A 17,223-nucleotide genomic window follows, 5' to 3' on the forward strand; every position below is an offset into this window, starting at 1 on the left:
AGGTCCAGGGTGTGGTCACGCGTTTGGTCCTCTCGGTGGGGAAAGAACGCGGGCAGCACCGATCGGCGCTCCACCGTGGACGACGAACATCACAGGAAGCGCTGGTGGGACCACCCAGGAGCAAACACATTTCAACAAGATTGCTCAGATCACGTCAAGGTTTCGAGCGAAGAACCTCGATGGTCAGACACTTTCCACCATGGACGCGCAGCGGATCAGGCAGCCCGTTCAGCCGGATGTGCGACGATGCGGCCGTGCCAGAATCGATCTTGGAAGTCATCTCGTTGAACGCCGTCGATGCGCGGGCTGCCCGTGCAGGGGGCGCCGACCGGATCGAACTGGTCACCGACATGCGCCGGCAGGGCCTCACCCCGGACCTCGCAACCTTCGCCTCGGTCCGGGAAGCGGTCGACATCCCGGTCCGCGTCATGCTGCGCTCCCAGGACGGGTACGCCCTGAGCAACGCAGAAGCCCTGGTCGAAGCCGCGACCGCCCTGCGCGCTGCCGGAGCCGACGAGTTCGTTCTGGGCTTCCTCGACTCGCACGCCGCCGTAGATCTCGTGGCCGTCAAGGCGGTCCTGGGGGCGATCGAGGGGTGCCGCTGGACGTTCCACCGGGCGCTGGACCATACGGCTGACCGCGGCGCCGCTCGCCGGGCCCTCGAAGGGCTTCCTGGGCTGGACACCGTGCTGACGGCCGGCGGGCCCGCCACCGTCGCCGAGGGTTTGCCCGTTCTGATCTCCGAGGCGCACTCCACGCCGCGCGTTCTGGCTGGTGGGGGTCTGCGCCCGCACCACGTTGCGCCGTTGCGGGCGGCGGGGGTGGATGCGTTCCATACCGGGAGTGCCGTGCGGCCGGATGGTCGCTGGGACGCGCCGGTGGACGCGGATCTCGTCCGTGCGTGGCGATCTGCCCTGTCGTAGTTCGGGTCGGCCGCGGGGTTGGAGTGACCGGCGGGCGGGGCATCGCGCCGAGGTCCGTTGCAGGCCCAACTTCAGCGAAGTTGGGCCTGCCCGCCAACCAAGCGGCAGCGCGCCTGGCCAGAGCATCACGCCCAGGTCCGTTGCAGGCCCAACTTCAGCGAAGTCGGGCCTACCCAGCCAGGCGTCAGCGCCCGGCGCTCCGGGCATCACGCCCCGGTCCGCTGTCGCCCCAACTTCGCCGAAGTAGGGCCTACCCAGCCAGGAGTCCGCGCGCCGGCCATCACGCCCAGAGCCGTTGTAGCCCCAATTTCACGGAAGTTGGGCCTACCCGCCGGGCGTCAGCGCGCCGACGCGCCGGGCATCACACCGAGGTCCGTTCGTAGCCCCAACTTCAAGGAAGTTGGCCTGGCCGAACCGAGCGTCACCCCGACGGCCGGTCAGGCGGCCAGGAGCCGGTCGAGCGTGCGACGACCGATCCGGCTCATCCCCGGGTTGGTCTCGGCGTAATACGCGACCAGCCCCAGCGACTGCTCGAGCGCCCAAGCCCGCCCCCGTTCCCACTCCAGGTCGTCGCAGCCGAGCTCGTCACGCAGCACCTGCCGCGGCCCGCTCTCCAGCAGGTGCCAGGCGCCGACAAGATCGAGGGCCGGGTCCGCGGGTCCGAGACCGCCGACGTCGAGCACACCGGCCAGCCCGCCGCCGGACACCAGGACGTTGCCGGGCATGAGGTCGCCGTGGTTCATAACGTCGGGACTGCGCCGCGGTAGCGAGATCAAGTCGAGCCAGAGCCCCCGCAGCCGGGGCACGTCGAGGAGGCCTTCGCTGTTGCGCAGGTCGGTCTCCGTTCCCTCGGCGTGGGCTCGGAGGTCGCCGCCGCGACCGCGGCCGGAGAACGTCCGCCCGCCGGTGCCGATCGCGCGGACGCCGCGGATGAACTCGGCCAGGTCGGACGCGAACTTCGCCGACTTGCCGGGGTCGCTCGCGGTGGCCACCGTGCCGGAGATCCAGGTCTGCACCGACCACGGCAGCGGATAGCCGGCGCCGGGCTCCCCGATCGCGACGGGCTCGGGTGTCGGGAACCGGGTGCGGCCGGCCAGCAGCCCGGCGGCCGCCGCCTCGGCTTCCAGATCGGCCCGGATCTCGCCCGGGTCGCCGGGCACCAGCGGGAACCGCGCGGTGAGGCCGTCACCCACGCGGAAGATCGCGTTGACCGTGCCCTCCGAGGCGACCGGACGAACGGGCAGCCCCCGCCACTGCGGGAACTGCGCGTCCACGAGGCGCCGGACCGTTTCCCCGGGCACGTCGAGCTGCCCGGCATGCATCTGCACGATCAGATCTACCTGCCGGTGAGCGAAAGGTAGCGGTAGCCCAGCTTGGTGAGACGCTGCGGGTCGAGGCAGTGCCTGCCGTCCAGGATCACCGGGGTACGCATGAGCGACGCCAGCTTCGCCCAGTCGAGGTCGAGGTACTGCGACCACTCGGTGACCAGCACGACGGCGTCGCTGTCGTCGAAGACGTCCTCGACCTCGTCGGCCAGGTGCGGGACCAGGTCCGGCTGTTCGCGGCGGAAGCGTTCCGCGGCGACGGGGTCGTGCAGGCGTACGCGGGCTCCCCGGTCGATGAGCATGCGGGCGATGTCCAGGGCCGGGGCATCGCGCATGTCGTCGGTGTTGGGCTTGAACGCGAGACCGAGCAGGCCGATCCGGCGGCCCTTGAGGATGCGCAGCTCGTCGAGGAGGCGGTCGACCACGAGGCGGCGCTGGAGCTGGTTGACCTCGCGGGCGGCGGTGACGATCGGCATCGAGTGGTGGTAGTCGGCGGCGGTGGCGATCAGCGCGGCCGTGTCCTTGCCGAAGCAGGAGCCGCCCCAGCCGATGCCGGGCTGCAGGAAGCGCGGCCCGATGCGGGTGTCGAGGCCGATGCCGCGGGTGACCTGCGAGATGTCCGCGCCGACCTTGCCGGCCAGCTGTCCGATCTCGTTCGCGAAGCTGATCTTCAGGGCCAGGAACGCGTTCGCGGCGTACTTGATCAGCTCGGCCGACGCGAGGTCCGTGGAGACCATGGGCACCGCGCCGAGCTCGCCCGGGCGCGGCAGGTACGTCGGCGGGGTGAAGGTCTGGTTGAGGATCTCGCGGTAGAGCCGGTTGAGGACGTCCAGGCTGCGCGGGTTGTCCGAGCCGACCACGATCCGATCCGGGTAGAGCGTGTCCTGGATCGCCGCGCCCTGGCGCAGGAACTCCGGATTCGATGCGACGGAGAACTCGCCGTCGCTGCGCCGCTCGTGGGTGCGTTCGAAGGACTCCCGCAGGATCGAGTCGACCCAGTTGCTGCTGCCGATCGGCACGGTCGACTTGTTGATCACGACGGTGAACTCGCCGCTGATGTGCTTGCCGACGCTCTCCGCGGCCGAGCGCAGATATTTCAGGTCGGGGTTGCCGTCGGGCAGCGACGGGGTCTGCACGGCGATGAACACCACGTCGGCGTCCGGCACGGCGATGCTGTAGTCCGTGGTGAACGTCATCCGTTCGGCGGAGTCGGCCAGCAGCGCGTCCATGTGCGGCTCGTAGATCGGCGACCGGCCCCCGGCGAGCAGGTCGACCTTGGCCTGATCGAGGTCGACGCAGGTGACGTCGTGGCCGAGAAAGGCCAGGCTGACACCGGTGGTGAGACCCACGTAACCGGTTCCGACGACGCACACCCTCATGCCCGCACTCTCCTTCACCTCGTGACCGGTTCCGCATGTACCCGGTGGCTGCACCGTAATGCGTCAGGTCTCGTGCACCGTCATCGCCGGGATCCTCAGGCGAGTCGCGTCACTGCCGATCTGTCACGCCGTGACCGTGGGCAACGATGTGCGTACAGCGGGCGTTGTCGCGCCCCAGTCGCCGCCCGCTGTCGTCTGGGACGATCAGATCCAGCTGCACATCGACCTCATCGACGTGATGACCAGGGACATCCCCTCGGTCGCCCACGTGTTGTCGATCATCGCGCTGCGGCTGGCCGGCCCCTGCGGGCTGCGCGCCGCGTCCGTTTTCACCCTCGACCCCGACGACGGCAGTCTGACTCCTGACGCCACGCACGGTGACGTCGCCGGTGACGACATCACCGTCGCCGGGCGGGTGTTCCGGGCCCCGGCGGGTGCTCCCCCGGTCGTCGCCGGCCACCGTACGGCCGTGCGGCTGCGTATCGGCGGCCGGACTCTCGGGGTACTCGTGCTGACCGGGTCGGCGCTGGCGGCGCTGCGGCCGTACGTGGCGGGGACCATCGCTCTTCAGCTCGCCTCCACGCTGCAGGTTCTCGAGGCGGACCGCCACCACCAGCACGTCGCGCACGCCGCCACCACGATCCGCCGGCTGTTCGAGGAGGGCACCTCGGCGATGAGCGTCGAGGACGCGGGCCGGCTGCTGGCCACCGCGACCGGCGAGGCGTTCCGGACCGAGCGCGCCGCGGTGCACCTGATCGGCCCCGACGGCCGGATCCGGTACGCCACCGGTGTCGGCATGACCGAGCGGATGAGCGAGGAGCTCACCCGCAACCTCGTCGGCAAGGTCGCCGCCGATTCCCCGGTCTGGCAGGCGATGCTCGAGCTCGAAGGCCCGCTCCTGGTCGGCGACGTCGAGCGCACCCGCATCCGCGCGGGCGGTTTTGTCGAGACGCTCGACCTGCGCTCGTTCATCGCGATGCCCCTGCTGTCGGCGTCCGGCCCGGCCGGCATGGTGATGTGCGGCAACTCCGGCACCCGCCACTGGTCCGGCCGCGATCAGGCCCTGGCCCGCCAGGTGGCGATGGAGGGCGCCCTGATCGTCGACAGCGCGCGCCTGCGCCAGTCGGAGCGGCGGCACGTCACCGAGCTGACCCGGCAGGCGTACCACGACGGCCTCACCGGGCTGCCCAACCGCTCGCAGCTGCTGGACCGCGCCTCACAGGAGGTCGAGATCGCCATGGCCACCGGCGCCCGCCTGGCCCTGCTGCTGCTCGACCTCGACGGCTTCAAGAAGATCAACGACACTGTCGGCCACCATGCCGGCGACCTCCTCCTGCAAGCCGTCGGTCACCGCCTCCAGTCCGTGGTACGCGACCACGACGTCGTCGCCCGCCTCGGCGGCGACGAATTCGCGGTCCTGCTGGCGCGCAACCCCGACGTGCGGACAGCCTCGGCGATCGCGGCGCGCCTCCATGCGCGGCTGTGCGACCCGTACGACATCGACGGCCGGGAGATCCGGATCGGCGCGAGCATCGGCATCGCCCTGTTCCCGTCCGACGCCGACGACATGACAACACTGATGCGCGGCGCCGACGCGGCCATGTACCGCGCCAAGCGCGAGGGCGGCGGCGTCCGCATCGCCGGCGGCTGAGCCCGCGCCACGTTCACCTCGCCGAATCTGCCCCGGCCCACGCCGGTTCCAGATGACCTGGGGTATTGGCCCGGCTACGCGAAGGCCCAACTTCCTTGAAGTCGGTCCCGGCAGCGCGAAGGCCCAACTTCAAGGAAGTCGGTCCCGGCTGTGCGAAGGCACAACTTCAAGGAAGTCGGTCCCGGCTGCGCGAAGGCCCAACTTCGTTGAAGTCGGTCCCGGCTGCGCTGACCACGACGAACCCGGCGGCCGTAGCGGCACCACGAACCTGCCCCCATCCACGCCGTCTCGAGCGACCTGGGTAATGACGCCGCAAAGGCCCCAACTTCCTTGGAGTTGGGCCCGGCAGCGCCGGCCACGACGAACCCCGCAGCCGAAGCGGCCCCACGAACCTGCCCCCATCCACGCCTTCCCGAATGACCTGGGTAATAGCCTCGCGAAGGCCCCAACTTCCTTGAAGTTGGACCGACCCGGCAGCGTCGGCCACGACAAACCCCGCAGCCGAAGCGGCCCCCACGAACCCGCCCCCATCCGCGCCGTCCCGAACGACCTGGCTGGTGGCCGGCCCCGCAAAGGCCCAACTTCCTTGAAGTTGGGCCCGGGCTGCGCCGACCGACCGCGCGAGCGCCAGGCTGGACGGAATCCCGCGGCCATGACGCCCTCGGGGAGACGGCCTCGGATCCGGTGCCATGGCGCGCTTGAAGCCCCGACATCAATGAAGTCGGGCCTGCCCAACGCCATCGAAGGCTGGACTGCCGTCCGGGATCTGCCAGATTTCGGGCAGGTTTCGCGACGGCTCTTGAAAATCAAGAAAGCCTGTGACTACGCTCACTCCAAACGGTCGATACGTATCGACAGGAGGTGAGCCGAATGGTCACCAGCAGGGACGTGGCCCGGCTCGCCGGCGTCTCCCAGAGCACGGTGTCCTACGTGATGAGCGGCCGCCGTTCGATCTCCCCCGAGACCCGCCGCCGGGTCGAGGCCGCGATCGAGGAGCTGGCCTTCCAGCCCAATGCCGGCGCCCGGGCGTTGAAGAGCCAGCGCACGCAGGTGATCGGTCTTGTCGTGCCGTTCGGCCCCGGCGCTGACACCTCGGGATTGCTCCCGTTCATCGAGACCATTGCGAACGCTGCGCGGGAGCAGGACCACGACGTTCTGCTCGTCACCCGCGACGAGGGGTCCGCCGGTCTGACCCGGCTGGCGTCCCGCTCGCTGTGCGATGCGATCGTTCTGCTCGACATCGAGGCCCGCGACGCCCGTATCCCGGTCGCTGCGGCGCTGACCGTACCGGTGATCCTGATCGGCCTTCCCGAGGAGCCCCTGGGCCTCCCGTGCGTCGACATGGACTTCGAACTTGCCGGGAAGCTGGCGGTGGACCACCTCGCCGCGAACCACGACCGGATCGTGGTGATCGGCCACCCGCCCGACATCATCACGCGCGATCTCAACTTCATCCGCCGCTTCCGGAGCGGCACCGACGCGGCGGCGCGGGCGCACGGGCTGCCCTACGAGCTCCATGAGCTGCCCGAACGCGGACCGGCCGGCGTCATCGCCGCGCTGGACGCAGCCGGCCGGCCGCGGCGGGGTGAGCGGCTCGGACTGGTCGTGCCGAACACCGAGGCCGTGCAACCGGTGCTCAACATCCTGACCGAACGCAAGCTGATCCCCGGCCATGACGTCTCGGTCGTCGGGCTCTGCACCGACGTGCTGGCCGAGTCCACCACCCCGCCGGTCACGAACGTCTCTCTGGAACCCCGTGATGTCTCACGCCGGGCGATGCGCACGCTCTTCCGGCTGCTCGACCGCGACAGCTCCGTCCCGATCGATCCTGTTGATCTCATCTCTCCCCGCCTGACCCGACGGCAGACCACCCTGGCCGTCTGACGCTCCTGGGGGCGTCCACGCACCGCTCCGGCATTCCGTTCGTCGATACGTATCGACGGTCCCGACAGAAGGGACAAGCCATGCACCGACCCGTCCTCGCCACCCTGATGATCGTCCCGCTCGTGCTGGCCGCGGCTGCCTGTGGCGGCGGCGGCAGTGACGACTCCGGTGACTCCGGCACGCTGCGCGTTCTCGACTACTACAACAACGAGCCCGACAAGACGGTCTATCAGCAGGCGCTCGAGAAGTGCGGGCAGCAGAACGGCGTCACCATCGAGCGGGAGACCGTGCCCGGCGCCAACCTCATCGCCAAGGTGCTGCAGCAGAGTTCGTCGCGGACGTTGCCGGACGTGCTCATGATCGACAACCCCGACCTGCAACAGATCGCCGCCACCGGGGCCCTCGCGCCGGTGACCGACTTCGGGCTCTCCGCCGACGGGTACGCGAAGGGTGTGGTCGACGCTTCCACGTACCAGGGAAAGCTCTTCGGGTTGCAGCCGGTCACCAACACGATCGGGCTCTTTTACAACAAGGATCTGCTGGCCGAGGCGGGTGTGCAGCCGCCGACTACGTGGGCCGAGCTCCGGACGGCCGCCAAGACCCTGACCAAGGGTGACCGGTACGGCGTGGCGTTCTCCGCCCCGGCCAACTACGAGGGCACCTGGCAGTTCCTGCCGTTCATGTGGTCGAACGGTGGCGACGAGAAGAACATCGCGACGCCGCAGGTCGCGCAGGCGTTGCAACTGTGGGTCGATCTGCTCGGGGACAAGTCCGCGTCGCGGTCGGTGCTCAACTGGACGCAGGCCGACGTGAACGACCAGTTCAAGGCGGGCAAGGCGGCCATGATGGTCAACGGCCCGTGGCAGTTCCCGGTGCTCAACGAGGACACGAAGCTGCACTACGACGTCGTGCCGATCCCGGCTCCGCAGGCGGGTGGCACCGTGGTCGCCCCGCTCGGCGGCGAGACGTGGACGATCCCGCAGACCGGGTCGAAGGATCGTCAGGCCAAGGCGGCGAAGGTGGTCGGGTGTCTCAACGCCGACGACAGCCAGCTCTCGCTCGGCAAGCTGCGGCAGACCGTGCCGACCAAGACCGCGCTGGGCGAGCAGTTCGTCGCCGCGAACCCGTCCATGAAGGCCTTCACGACCGCGGTGCAGACCGCCCGGGCGCGTACCGGTGAACTCGGCGCCGACTGGCCGAAGGCGGCGACGAAGATCTACACCGGGGTGCAGACCGCGCTGACCGGAGGCGCGGCGCCGCAACAGGCGTTGCAGCAGGCCCAGAATGGCTGAGCAGGTCCTCCTGCGCGAGCGGCCGGCCGGCGTACAGGAAAAGCCCGTCCCGGCCCGGTCGCGGGAGCGACTGCTGCAGGTGCTGTTCCTGGTGCCGGCGGTGCTCTATCTCCTGCTGTTCTTCGGCTATCCGGTGGCCAAGAACGTGCTGATGAGTTTCCAGAGCTACACGACGGCGACGTTCTACACCGGTGAGGCGCCGTGGGTCGGGCTGGACAACTACACGCGGGCGCTGGGCTCGGCGGTCTTCGACAAGGCACTGGTCAACACGGTGCTGTTCACCGTCGGGTCGATCGCCGGGCAGTTCGTGATCGGGCTGGCGCTGGCGGTGTTCTTCCACCGCCGGTTCCCGCTCGGCGGTGTGCTGCGGTCGCTGTTGCTGCTGCCATGGCTCATCCCGCTGATCGTCTCCGGGGCGGTGTGGCGGTGGATCCTCGACCAGGACAACGGCGCCCTCAACCGTTTCCTCGGCGCCACCGGCGTCGCCGACCGGCCAGGCTGGCTGACCAGCACGTCCCTGGCGCTGATCGCCGTGATCATCGTCAACATCTGGATCGGGATCCCCTTCAACACCACGATCCTGTACGGCGGACTGCAGGACATCCCCGACGAGCTGTACGAGGCCGCGGCGGTCGACGGCGCGACGGGCCGGCGAGCGTTCCGGTACATCACCTGGCCACTGCTGCGACCGGTGGTCGGCGTGGTGCTCGTGCTCGGTGTCGTCTACACCGTCAAGGTGCTCGACATCATCCTCGGGCTGACCAACGGCGGCCCGGCGAACGCGACACAGACGCTGGCCACGCAGTCGTACCACCTGTCGTTCCAGGAGTTCGACTTCGGTCAGGGTGCCGCGGTCGGCAACGTCCTGATCCTGATCTCGCTCGCGTTCGCGGTCCTGTACCTGCGGGCGACACGACGGGCGGTGGACGAATGAGACGCCGCGCGTGGGGCAGCACGGTGGCAGGCGTCCTGATCCTGGGCGTACTGCTGTTCCCGGTCTACTGGATGGTGAACGTGTCGCTGCAGCCGGGCGGGTCCGCCGTGGACGTGCCGTGGCTGCCGCTCGACGTCAGCTTCGACGGGTACGCGACCGCCCTCGACCAGCAGGGCCGCAACCTCGTCACCAGCCTGATCGTGTCGCTCGGGAGTGTGGTGTTCAGCCTGCTGGTGGCCGCGCCGGCCGCGTACGCGCTGGCGCACTTCAGGATCCGGGGCGCGAACTGGGTGCTGTTCGGGATCCTGATCAGCCAGATGGTGCCGGGGATCGTGGTCGCCAACGCGCTCTACAGCGCGTACAACGATCTCGGGCTGCTGAACTCGATCCCGGGGCTGATCCTGGCCGACTCGACGGCCGGGATCCCGTTCGCGATCCTCATCGTCCGGGCGTTCATGGGCGGGATCCCGATGTCCGTCGTGGAGGCCGCGCGGACCGACGGCGCGGGACCGATCCGGGCGTTCGTGTCGATCGTGCTGCCGATGAGCCGGAACGCGCTGATCACCGCCGGGCTCTTCACCTTCCTGTTCACGTGGGGCGACTTCCTCTTCGCGCTCACACTCACCACGACCGAGGAGGTCCGGCCGGTCACCCTCGGGCTCTACCAGTACATCGGCACGTACGTGAACGACTGGTCCGCCGTGATGGCCACGGCGGTCCTGGCCTCCATCCCCGCGGTGATCCTGCTGCTCGTGGCCCAGCGCTACGTGGCCGCGGGCACCACCGGCGGGGCCGTCAAGTGAAGGGACACCCATGCCAGAGATCCGCGTGACCGTGTGGGGCGAGAACCGCCACGAGCAGGTCGAGGAACACGTCGCGAAGATCTACCCGGACGGTATGCACGAGACGATCGCGGCGGGCATCCGCGAGAACCTCGGCGAGGCCGCCACCGTACGCACAGTGACGCTGGACGATCCGGAACACGGCCTGACCGAGGAGGTCCTGGCGCAGACGGACGTGCTGACGTGGTGGGGGCACGCCGCCCACGGCGAGGTCGCCGACGAGGTCGTCGAGCGGGTGCACCGGCACGTGCTCTCCGGCATGGGCCTGGTGGTGCTGCACTCCGGGCACTGGTCGAAGATCTTCGGCAAGCTGATGGGCACCACGTGCACGCTGCGCTGGCGCAACGAGCACGACCGTGAGCTGCTCTGGACGGTCGACCCGTCGCACCCGATCGCGCAGGGTGTGCCGCACCCGATCGTCGTCGACGAGGACGAGATGTACGGCGAGTACTTCGACATCCCGGCACCGGACGAGCTCATCTTCATCAGCTCGTTCAGCGGCGGCGAGGTGTTCCGCAGTGGCTGCACGTGGCGCCGCGGGTACGGGAAGATCTTCTATTTCAAGCCGGGCGACCAGGACTACCCGGTCTATCACCACAAGGACATCCGCCGGGTGATCGCGAACGGCGTGCAGTGGGCCCGCAGCGACCGGCCGGCCCGGGCGGTGCCGGAGCTGCTGCGGTACGACACCGGCGAGTTCTTCGAGGGACGTTCCTACTCCGGGCCGATCGAATGACCCGGGTCGTCCTGGTCGGCGCGGGCGCCATGGGCCGGGCCTGGCTCTCGGCGATCGCCGAGAACCCCGGCGTGGAGCTGGCCGGTGTGGTCGACCTGGACCTGGACGCGGCCCGGCGTGCGGCACCCGGCCTCCCGACCGGCACGGACGTCGTTTCCGTGGCGGCGCGCGCAGGGGCGGATGCGGTGATCAACGTGACGGTCCCGGCTGCGCACCATGCCGTGACGACCGCCGCGCTCTTCGCCGGTTTCCCGGTGCTCGGCGAAAAACCGGTGGCCGACACCGTGGCGCGGGCGCTGTCATTGACGGCGGCGGCCGAGGCCGGCGGACGGCTGTTCATGGTGAGCCAGTCGCGGCGCTGGAATCCGCAGCTCTTCACGCTGCGGGACATGACCGCCGGTCTGGGTCCGATCGCCACGGTCGGCACGGAGTTCTTCCGGGCGCCGCACTTCGGTGGCTTCCGTGAGGAGATGGCCCAGCCGCTCCTCGTCGACATGGCGATCCACGCGTTCGACTCGGCGCGGTTCCTGCTCGGCGCCGACCCGGTCCAGGTCTCCTGCCAGACCTGGAACCCGTCGTGGAGCTGGTTCGCCGGCGACGCCTGCGCGGCCGCCGTGTTCGAGATGACCGGCGGCGCGCGGTATGTGTATCACGGCAGCTGGTGCGCGCCAGGCCCGGAATCGTCGTGGAACGGGTCGTGGCGGGTCGTCGGCCAGGAGGGCACGGCGCTCTGGGACGGCGACCACGACCCGGTCGGCCCGTCCGTACCCGCCGTCGAAGCACCCAGCGGCATCGCCGGGGCGCTGAGTGTCTTCGTGGAGGCGCTGCGGACCGGGGAGACGCCGATGGGTGAGGTCCACGGGAACGTCCTGAGCCTCGCGATGGTCGAGGCGGCTGTGCGGTCCAGCGCCGAGGGCCGCCCGGTGATGATCGACGATGTGCTGAGCCAGGCCCATTCTGAGGCCCTGCGGGACGAGACGCGGCCTGAGGTCAGGAAGGTTTTGCAGGGGTGGACGGACGTGCGGGCTGCGCTCGGGTGAGGCTTATGGGCGCGGGTCGGCTTGGCTGGGGGTGCTTGAAGGCCCGACTTCCTTGAAGTTGGGCTCTCAAGTGCCAATGCCGTCGGGCGGAGCGGCTCGGCGCGGAGCGGCTTGGCGCGGCTTGGCGCTTCGTGATGGCCCCACTTCAAGGAAATTGGGCCATCAAGTGCCAACGGCCCGGTACGCCGCCGGGCGGACCGGCTCGGCTCGGCGTCAACGCCGCCTAAGGGCCCAACTTCCTTGAAGTTGGGCCATCAACGCCACCACACCCGATCCACGACCGCGCGGACAGCTCAGCTCAACATCAACGCCGCCTAAAGGCCCAACTTCCTTGAAGTCGGGCCATCAACGCCACCACACCCGATCCACGACCACGCGGACCAGCTCAGCTCAACATCAACGCCGCCTAAAGGCCCAACTTCCTTGAGGTCGGGCCATCAACGCCACCACACCCGATCCAGGACCACGCGGACCAGCTCAGCTCAGCGTCCAAACGCCTTCAAGGCCCGGCTTCCTTGAAGTTGGGCCTTCAAGCCGTGCGGGCCGGCCCGGGCCGAGTCGACCACGACCGATCGTTCAGCTCAGCCTGAGGCCAGCCCGGCTGCGCGAACCCGCAGGTCGCTGACCTCGCCGGTGTGTTCGGGGAGACCGGCAATCCGGCCCAAGTCGTCGCGGAGCCCGTCGAGCCACACCCGCAGGTCGGCCAGGTGGTAAAGATCCGGGCCCAGATCGGTAGGCCAGGACAGCACCGGCGGGTCGGGCGCCGCGCCGAGCAGCGTCGCCCGGTCACGCTCGCGTAGTGCCTCGGCCACCCGGTCGAAGCGGGCCGCCACGTCGGCCGACGAGACCATCAGCGGGGTCACGCACGGCAGCAGGCGACCGGTCGGGCAGGTGCGCAGCAGTGCCTCGGCGCCACGAACGGCGTGGTGACCGGCGACCAGCGTGGCCTGCCAGTCGACCGCGGCGGCCGGGTGGCGTTCGCTCTGGTAGAGCGCGAAGGACGCTTCGGCCAGCCGTCCGGTCTCCCGCGCCCGGTCGAGGGCGTCACCGCGGACGGCGTTGTCCGCGAGGACACTGACCGTCTCGCGGACGACCGCCGCACTCGCGGCCAGGAAGTTGGCGGTGGCCCGGTGCAGCTCGCCCGCACCACCGCGCGGCCACGCGAAGAGGCCGATCAGCACGCCGATCGCCGCGCCGACCGCCACGTCGAGGATGCGGGCTTCGGCGAGATGCCAGTCCGTCGGGGCGACCTGGGCGAAGACCAGTGCGATGACCACGGTGAACAACCCCTGTGCCCAGCCGAGGCCCAGCAGCGGGCCCGCCGCGAAGCCGACCAGCATCACGAAGGGCAGGGCTATCGCGTACGCGGTGGGCTCGGTCCCGAAGACCAGCAGCCCTGCGGCGGCGACCGAGCCGAGCACCGTGCCGATCAGCGCCGGTCGCAGCGCGGATCGTGTCTCGGCGGCGGAGGTCCGGAGCACGGTGAGGATCGTCAGCAGCACCCAGAAGCCGTGCGACAGGTCGAGCACCCCGGCCAGCAACCGCGCCACGGCCAGCGCCGCCGCCAGGCGCAGAGCTCCCTGGAAGTACACCGACCGCGGTGTCAGGTGCTCCCGCAGCCGGTGCAGCCAGAGCCACGGGGTGCGGCGGTAGGCGTACCAGAAAAGGCCGGTCGGTGAGGAGGCCGGAATCGGCGCGCCGGCAACGATCCGCAGGGCCGTGACCAGGTGTTTGGTCCACTCCCCGAGACTCAGCGCGAGCGCGCCGAGAGCCAGCCGCTCCGGCGGGAGGCCGTCGGGCGCGGTGGCGGCCCGGGTCGCCCGGAAGTCGTCGATGGCGCCGGCGATCCGGTCGGTGTCGGGCACCTCGCCCTCACCCTGCAACCAGTCGGCGGCCGCCGCCGCGCACGAGGCCGTCTGACGCAGCAGCGCGGCCGCCGCGGGCAGATCCGAGGCGTCGTGATCGTCGAGGAAGTAGAGATCGACGGCCCGGCCGAGCACCAGCCGCGCTGTACCGGCGGCCGAGGTCAGCGCGCGGTCGCGACGCCCGGCGGACGCGGGCCGGTCGATGGGTGCCAGCCGCGAGGGCCGCAGCGCGTCGGCCGCGTCGGTCGCCTCGGGCAGCAGCGCGGCCAGCCGGTCCCGCCCCGACGGGTCACCCGACCAGGCGTCCGCGATCGCGTCCAGGCACTGCGCCAGCGTGCCGACGGCCTCCCCGAGCTTTTTCCTGTACGCGACGGGCGCGGGATCCGGCCACAGCACCAGCTCGGCCCCGGCCAGCAGGAGCACCGCCAGGGTGACCCCGGCCAGCCGATGACCCAGCTCCCCCGGCTCGTACGGCGGGAAGCACGGCAGGATGTAGAGCAGCTGCATGCCGGCAGCCAGCCCGACCAGGCGCGGACCACCGACCCCGGCGAAGGTCACCGCGAACCCGAGGACAAACATCCCCGCGGCCGCCGCCCAGTTCGACACCGACAGCATCGTGCCCAGCGTGACCAGCAGCCAGCAGACCGGCAGCACGGCGAGCAGCGTCCGGGCCCGCCGCCGCGGACTGCCGGGAATCTGCGACAGCACACCGAGAGCAACAGCACCGAAGAGCGCGTACGGCGCCATCGCGGCGCTGCCGAGCACGTACCGGCAGAAGTAGAACCCCAGACAGGCGACCAGCGTCACCCGGGCCGCACGGCGTACGGCCACCAGGTCGGGGTCATGCCGCCGCAACCACCTCACGCCGGTGACCTTTCCACCCCGGCCACGGTGCTGTACAGCGATTCCGCCAGCTCTTCCGCCGGTATCGCCTGGTCTGCGCGGTGGCCGGTCCCTAAGCTCCGGCGCCATGACCAGCGAGGAAACTGCCCACAAGTACGACCTCGGCCTCGACTGGAGCACCGGGGCCCCGGATCCGCAGGTGCTCAGCTACCGCAACCGCGCCTCGATCGTCGTCCACACCCAGGAACCCACGCCGGACCTGACCGACCCCAGCCTCCGCATCCTCGACGCCGACGACGAACACGCGGACCTGCTCGGCGTCATCCAGCTCTACGGCGTCCACGCCATCAAGATCGGCGGCCCGAACGAGGAGGCGCTCCGCGGGCACCCCCTGGCCGACAAGGGCCTGACCTGGATGGGCAACTACCGGGTGCTCAACTCCAGCTGGATCACCGAGGCCGAGCAGATCAACTCGGTCCACTCCAACCACCAGCCCGGCTGGCACGACCGCCTCACCCACTACGTGTTCGCTTTCCACGACGAGACGGTGGAGTGCCTGGTCAAGGCCATCAGAATCGAGCGCTACCTGGGCACACCCGGCGCGGTACTGATCGACCTGATCGGCCGCAAGAAGATCTGGGACGAAGTAGAGGCCTCCGTGGCCGGAAACCCCTACGACCACCCCTGAACCGGCTACCCGCAGCCGGTCGACCAGCGCGTCCGGTCAGAACTCGGAGGCGGGTTCACGGCACGCGGTCAGGTAGGCGCGGCGGCTGGGGAACTCGGCGCCGGCGATCGGCTTTCGGATCAGGGTTGCTTGCACCGCGAGGCCGGCGGCGGTGAGTTCGCGGGTGATCACCACGGGGTCGAGGAAGTGGACGTCCACGTCGACCTCGGATCCGAACCATTCGGTCAGGTGGGTGCTCTCCCCCGCCGCCACCTCGGCGCTGTCGACGTGGAACGAGAGCAGCAGCGGCCCGCCCGGCTTGAGCACCCGGGCGAACTCCCCGAACGCGACGGCCCGTTCGGCCGGCGTCAGGTGGATGATCGAGTAGAGCGCCACGGCGCCGGCCCACGAGCTGTCGGCGGCGGGCAGCGACAGCATGGAGCCGACGCTGAAGGTCGAGTCCGGCACCCGCTCCCGGGCGATCGCGATCATTCCCGGTGACAGGTCGACGCCGATGACGCCGGGGTGCCGGTCGGCCAGGAAGCGCGTGACGTGCCCGGGGCCGCAACCGACATCCGCCACCGTGCCGTGTCCGGCCAGCTCGAGGAACGCTGTCAGCAGGGCCCGATCGAGCGGCTTGTGCGCCAGCTCGCCGCGCACCTGCTCGTCGTACGCCCGCGCGATCTTGGAGTAGGTGTCCATCGAGGCAGCGTAAATCGGTGGACGGGGTGGGCGGCGGTCGCCAGGGTGGGGCGATGACGGAGCCTTTCGCGCGGGTACGGGAAGTGTTCGACCGGAATCTCGCCGACGGCACCGATCTGGGCGCGGCGTTCTGCGTCACCGTCGACGACGAGGTGGTGATCGACCTCCACGGGGGCTTCGCGGACGAGGCCCGGACCCGGCCGTGGGTGGCGGACACGATCGTCGGTGTCTACTCGACGACCAAGACGATGGCGGCGCTGACCGCGCTGCTGGTCGCCGATCGTGGGGAGCTGGACTTCGCCGCGCCGGTCGCCCGGTACTGGCCGGAGTTCGCCGCGGCCGGCAAGGCGGAGGTGACGGTCGCTCAGGTGATGAGTCACTCGTCCGGGCTGTGCGGGTGGCGTGAGCCCGTGACCAGCGACGACCTGTACGACTGGGAGAAAGTGACGGCGCTGCTGGCCGCGCAGGAGCCGTACTGGAAGCCGGGCACCGCGTCGGGATATCACGTGGTGACCCAGGGCTATCTCATCGGTGAGGTGCTCCGGCGGATCACCGGGCGGACGCTGGGCACTCTGTTCCGCGAGGAGATCGCCGGGCCGCTGGGTGCGGACTTCCACATCGGGCTGCCGGCGTCCGAGGGGTCGCGGGTCGCCGATCTGATCCCGCCTGCCGACGGGCCGCCGCCGGGCACCGCGGAGCTCTGGAAAGTGGTCGCGGACAATCCCGATCTCGACCCTTTACTGACGCGTACGCGGGAATGGCAGGCCGCGGAGATCCCTGCGGGTAACGGCATCGGCAATGCCCGGGCGGTGGCCGGCATCCACGCGATCCTGGCGAACGGCGGTGTGTCGCAGGGCCACCGGTTCCTGTCCGAGGAGGGTTGCCGCCGGGCACTGGAGGAGCAGGTCTCCGGTGTTGATCTGGTGCTGGGCACGACAATGCGCTGGGGTCTCGGTTTTGCCCTCGGCGCGGGCCTCATGCCCAACGACAACACGATCTTCTGGGGCGGTTACGGCGGCTCGCTGGCCATCGTCGACCTGGACGCCCGGACGTCGATCGCCTACACCCCGAATCGCATGATCGGCGGCACGACGGGCGACTTCCGGGCCCTGGAGCTGGCGATGGAGTTCTGGAGTTAGC

Annotated in this window: 14 protein-coding genes; 10 read left to right on the forward strand and 4 right to left on the reverse strand. The window is 70.1% G+C overall.

The annotated features are described in order from the left end of the window. Positions 1 to 254 precede the first annotated feature (254 nt). Positions 255 to 923 carry a copper homeostasis protein CutC gene (locus tag AFR_RS27450; protein WP_238547142.1) on the forward strand — a complete coding sequence of 223 codons (669 nt, stop codon included), beginning with the start codon at positions 255 to 257 and terminating at the stop codon, positions 921 to 923. Between the two features lie 437 nt (positions 924 to 1,360). On the opposite strand, the gene AFR_RS27455 is transcribed toward AFR_RS27450, so the two are convergent. Then, the gene (locus tag AFR_RS27455) at positions 1,361 to 2,245 is read right to left on the reverse strand and encodes an aminoglycoside phosphotransferase family protein (RefSeq protein WP_084298150.1); all 885 of its coding nucleotides are present in this window, start codon (positions 2,243 to 2,245) and stop codon (positions 1,361 to 1,363) included. 14 nt (positions 2,246 to 2,259) lie between these two features. Continuing rightward, a complete protein-coding gene (locus AFR_RS27460) occupies positions 2,260 to 3,627 on the reverse strand; it encodes a UDP-glucose dehydrogenase family protein (protein WP_023560068.1) in 1,368 nt (455 codons plus the stop codon). A 58-nt stretch (positions 3,628 to 3,685) separates the two neighbouring features. On the opposite strand from AFR_RS27460, the gene AFR_RS27465 reads away from it, so the two are divergent. The 7 genes from AFR_RS27465 to AFR_RS27495 all read left to right on the forward strand — a co-directional run bounded on the left by AFR_RS27465 (position 3,686) and on the right by AFR_RS27495 (position 12,006). Beyond that, complete coding sequence (locus AFR_RS27465; protein WP_023560069.1) at positions 3,686 to 5,278, forward strand: sensor domain-containing diguanylate cyclase; 1,593 nt, start codon at positions 3,686 to 3,688, stop codon at positions 5,276 to 5,278. A gap of 870 nt (positions 5,279 to 6,148) precedes the next feature. Beyond that, complete coding sequence (locus tag AFR_RS27470; protein WP_023560070.1) at positions 6,149 to 7,162, forward strand: LacI family DNA-binding transcriptional regulator; 1,014 nt, start codon at positions 6,149 to 6,151, stop codon at positions 7,160 to 7,162. Positions 7,163 to 7,242: 80 nt separating this feature from the next. Further along, the gene (locus AFR_RS27475) at positions 7,243 to 8,454 is read left to right on the forward strand and encodes a sugar ABC transporter substrate-binding protein (RefSeq protein WP_023560071.1); all 1,212 of its coding nucleotides are present in this window, start codon (positions 7,243 to 7,245) and stop codon (positions 8,452 to 8,454) included. Then, entirely contained in the window at positions 8,447 to 9,388 is a 942-nt protein-coding gene (locus tag AFR_RS27480) for a carbohydrate ABC transporter permease (RefSeq protein WP_023560072.1), read from the forward strand. The genes AFR_RS27475 and AFR_RS27480 overlap by 8 nt, the downstream gene beginning before the upstream one ends. Next, positions 9,385 to 10,191: a carbohydrate ABC transporter permease gene (locus AFR_RS27485; protein ID WP_023560073.1), complete on the forward strand. Its 807-nt coding sequence runs from the start codon at positions 9,385 to 9,387 to the stop codon at positions 10,189 to 10,191. Before AFR_RS27480 ends, AFR_RS27485 begins: the two co-directional genes overlap by 4 nt. A 10-nt stretch (positions 10,192 to 10,201) precedes the next feature. Beyond that, on the forward strand, positions 10,202 to 10,966 hold the full coding sequence (locus tag AFR_RS27490) for a ThuA domain-containing protein (protein ID WP_023560074.1): 765 nt from the start codon (positions 10,202 to 10,204) through the stop codon (positions 10,964 to 10,966). Continuing rightward, the gene (locus AFR_RS27495; RefSeq protein ID WP_023560075.1) at positions 10,963 to 12,006 is read left to right on the forward strand and encodes a Gfo/Idh/MocA family protein; all 1,044 of its coding nucleotides are present in this window, start codon (positions 10,963 to 10,965) and stop codon (positions 12,004 to 12,006) included. The genes AFR_RS27490 and AFR_RS27495 overlap by 4 nt, the downstream gene beginning before the upstream one ends. Before the next feature lie 581 nt (positions 12,007 to 12,587). On the opposite strand, the gene AFR_RS27500 is transcribed toward AFR_RS27495, so the two are convergent. Continuing rightward, positions 12,588 to 14,735 carry an FUSC family protein gene (locus AFR_RS27500; protein WP_148308071.1) on the reverse strand — a complete coding sequence of 716 codons (2,148 nt, stop codon included), beginning with the start codon at positions 14,733 to 14,735 and terminating at the stop codon, positions 12,588 to 12,590. Between the two features lie 106 nt (positions 14,736 to 14,841). Between AFR_RS27500 and AFR_RS44015 the strand changes: the two genes are divergently transcribed. Next, positions 14,842 to 15,402, forward strand: a complete 561-nt coding sequence (locus AFR_RS44015; RefSeq protein ID WP_023560077.1) for a hypothetical protein — start codon at positions 14,842 to 14,844, stop codon at positions 15,400 to 15,402. Positions 15,403 to 15,438: 36 nt separating this feature from the next. On the opposite strand, the gene AFR_RS27510 is transcribed toward AFR_RS44015, so the two are convergent. After that, positions 15,439 to 16,083 (reverse strand): class I SAM-dependent methyltransferase, encoded by a 645-nt coding sequence (locus AFR_RS27510; protein WP_023560078.1) that lies wholly within the window; start codon positions 16,081 to 16,083, stop codon positions 15,439 to 15,441. Between the two features lie 53 nt (positions 16,084 to 16,136). On the opposite strand from AFR_RS27510, the gene AFR_RS27515 reads away from it, so the two are divergent. Continuing rightward, the gene (locus AFR_RS27515) at positions 16,137 to 17,222 is read left to right on the forward strand and encodes an EstA family serine hydrolase (RefSeq protein ID WP_041841180.1); all 1,086 of its coding nucleotides are present in this window, start codon (positions 16,137 to 16,139) and stop codon (positions 17,220 to 17,222) included. The last annotated feature ends 1 nt before the right edge of the window (position 17,223 follow it).

It is taken from the genome of Amorphoplanes friuliensis DSM 7358 (genome assembly GCF_000494755.1).
Classification (GTDB): Bacteria; Actinomycetota; Actinomycetes; order Mycobacteriales; family Micromonosporaceae; genus Actinoplanes; species Actinoplanes friuliensis.

Bases quoted from the DNA above. Each gene is read 5' to 3' on its own strand.
- AFR_RS27455 (WP_084298150.1), bottom strand. From the start codon at position 2,245: ATGCATGCCGGGCAGCTCGACGTGCCCGGGGAAACGGTCCGGCGCCTC.
- AFR_RS27460 (WP_023560068.1), bottom strand. From the start codon at position 3,627: ATGAGGGTGTGCGTCGTCGGAACCGGTTACGTGGGTCTCACCACCGGT.
- AFR_RS27465 (WP_023560069.1), top strand. From the start codon at position 3,686: ATGCGTCAGGTCTCGTGCACCGTCATCGCCGGGATCCTCAGGCGAGTC.
- AFR_RS27470 (WP_023560070.1), top strand. From the start codon at position 6,149: ATGGTCACCAGCAGGGACGTGGCCCGGCTCGCCGGCGTCTCCCAGAGC.
- AFR_RS27475 (WP_023560071.1), top strand. From the start codon at position 7,243: ATGCACCGACCCGTCCTCGCCACCCTGATGATCGTCCCGCTCGTGCTG.
- AFR_RS27480 (WP_023560072.1), top strand. From the start codon at position 8,447: ATGGCTGAGCAGGTCCTCCTGCGCGAGCGGCCGGCCGGCGTACAGGAA.
- AFR_RS27485 (WP_023560073.1), top strand. From the start codon at position 9,385: ATGAGACGCCGCGCGTGGGGCAGCACGGTGGCAGGCGTCCTGATCCTG.
- AFR_RS27490 (WP_023560074.1), top strand. From the start codon at position 10,202: ATGCCAGAGATCCGCGTGACCGTGTGGGGCGAGAACCGCCACGAGCAG.
- AFR_RS27495 (WP_023560075.1), top strand. From the start codon at position 10,963: ATGACCCGGGTCGTCCTGGTCGGCGCGGGCGCCATGGGCCGGGCCTGG.
- AFR_RS44015 (WP_023560077.1), top strand. From the start codon at position 14,842: ATGACCAGCGAGGAAACTGCCCACAAGTACGACCTCGGCCTCGACTGG.
- AFR_RS27510 (WP_023560078.1), bottom strand. From the start codon at position 16,083: ATGGACACCTACTCCAAGATCGCGCGGGCGTACGACGAGCAGGTGCGC.
- AFR_RS27515 (WP_041841180.1), top strand. From the start codon at position 16,137: ATGACGGAGCCTTTCGCGCGGGTACGGGAAGTGTTCGACCGGAATCTC.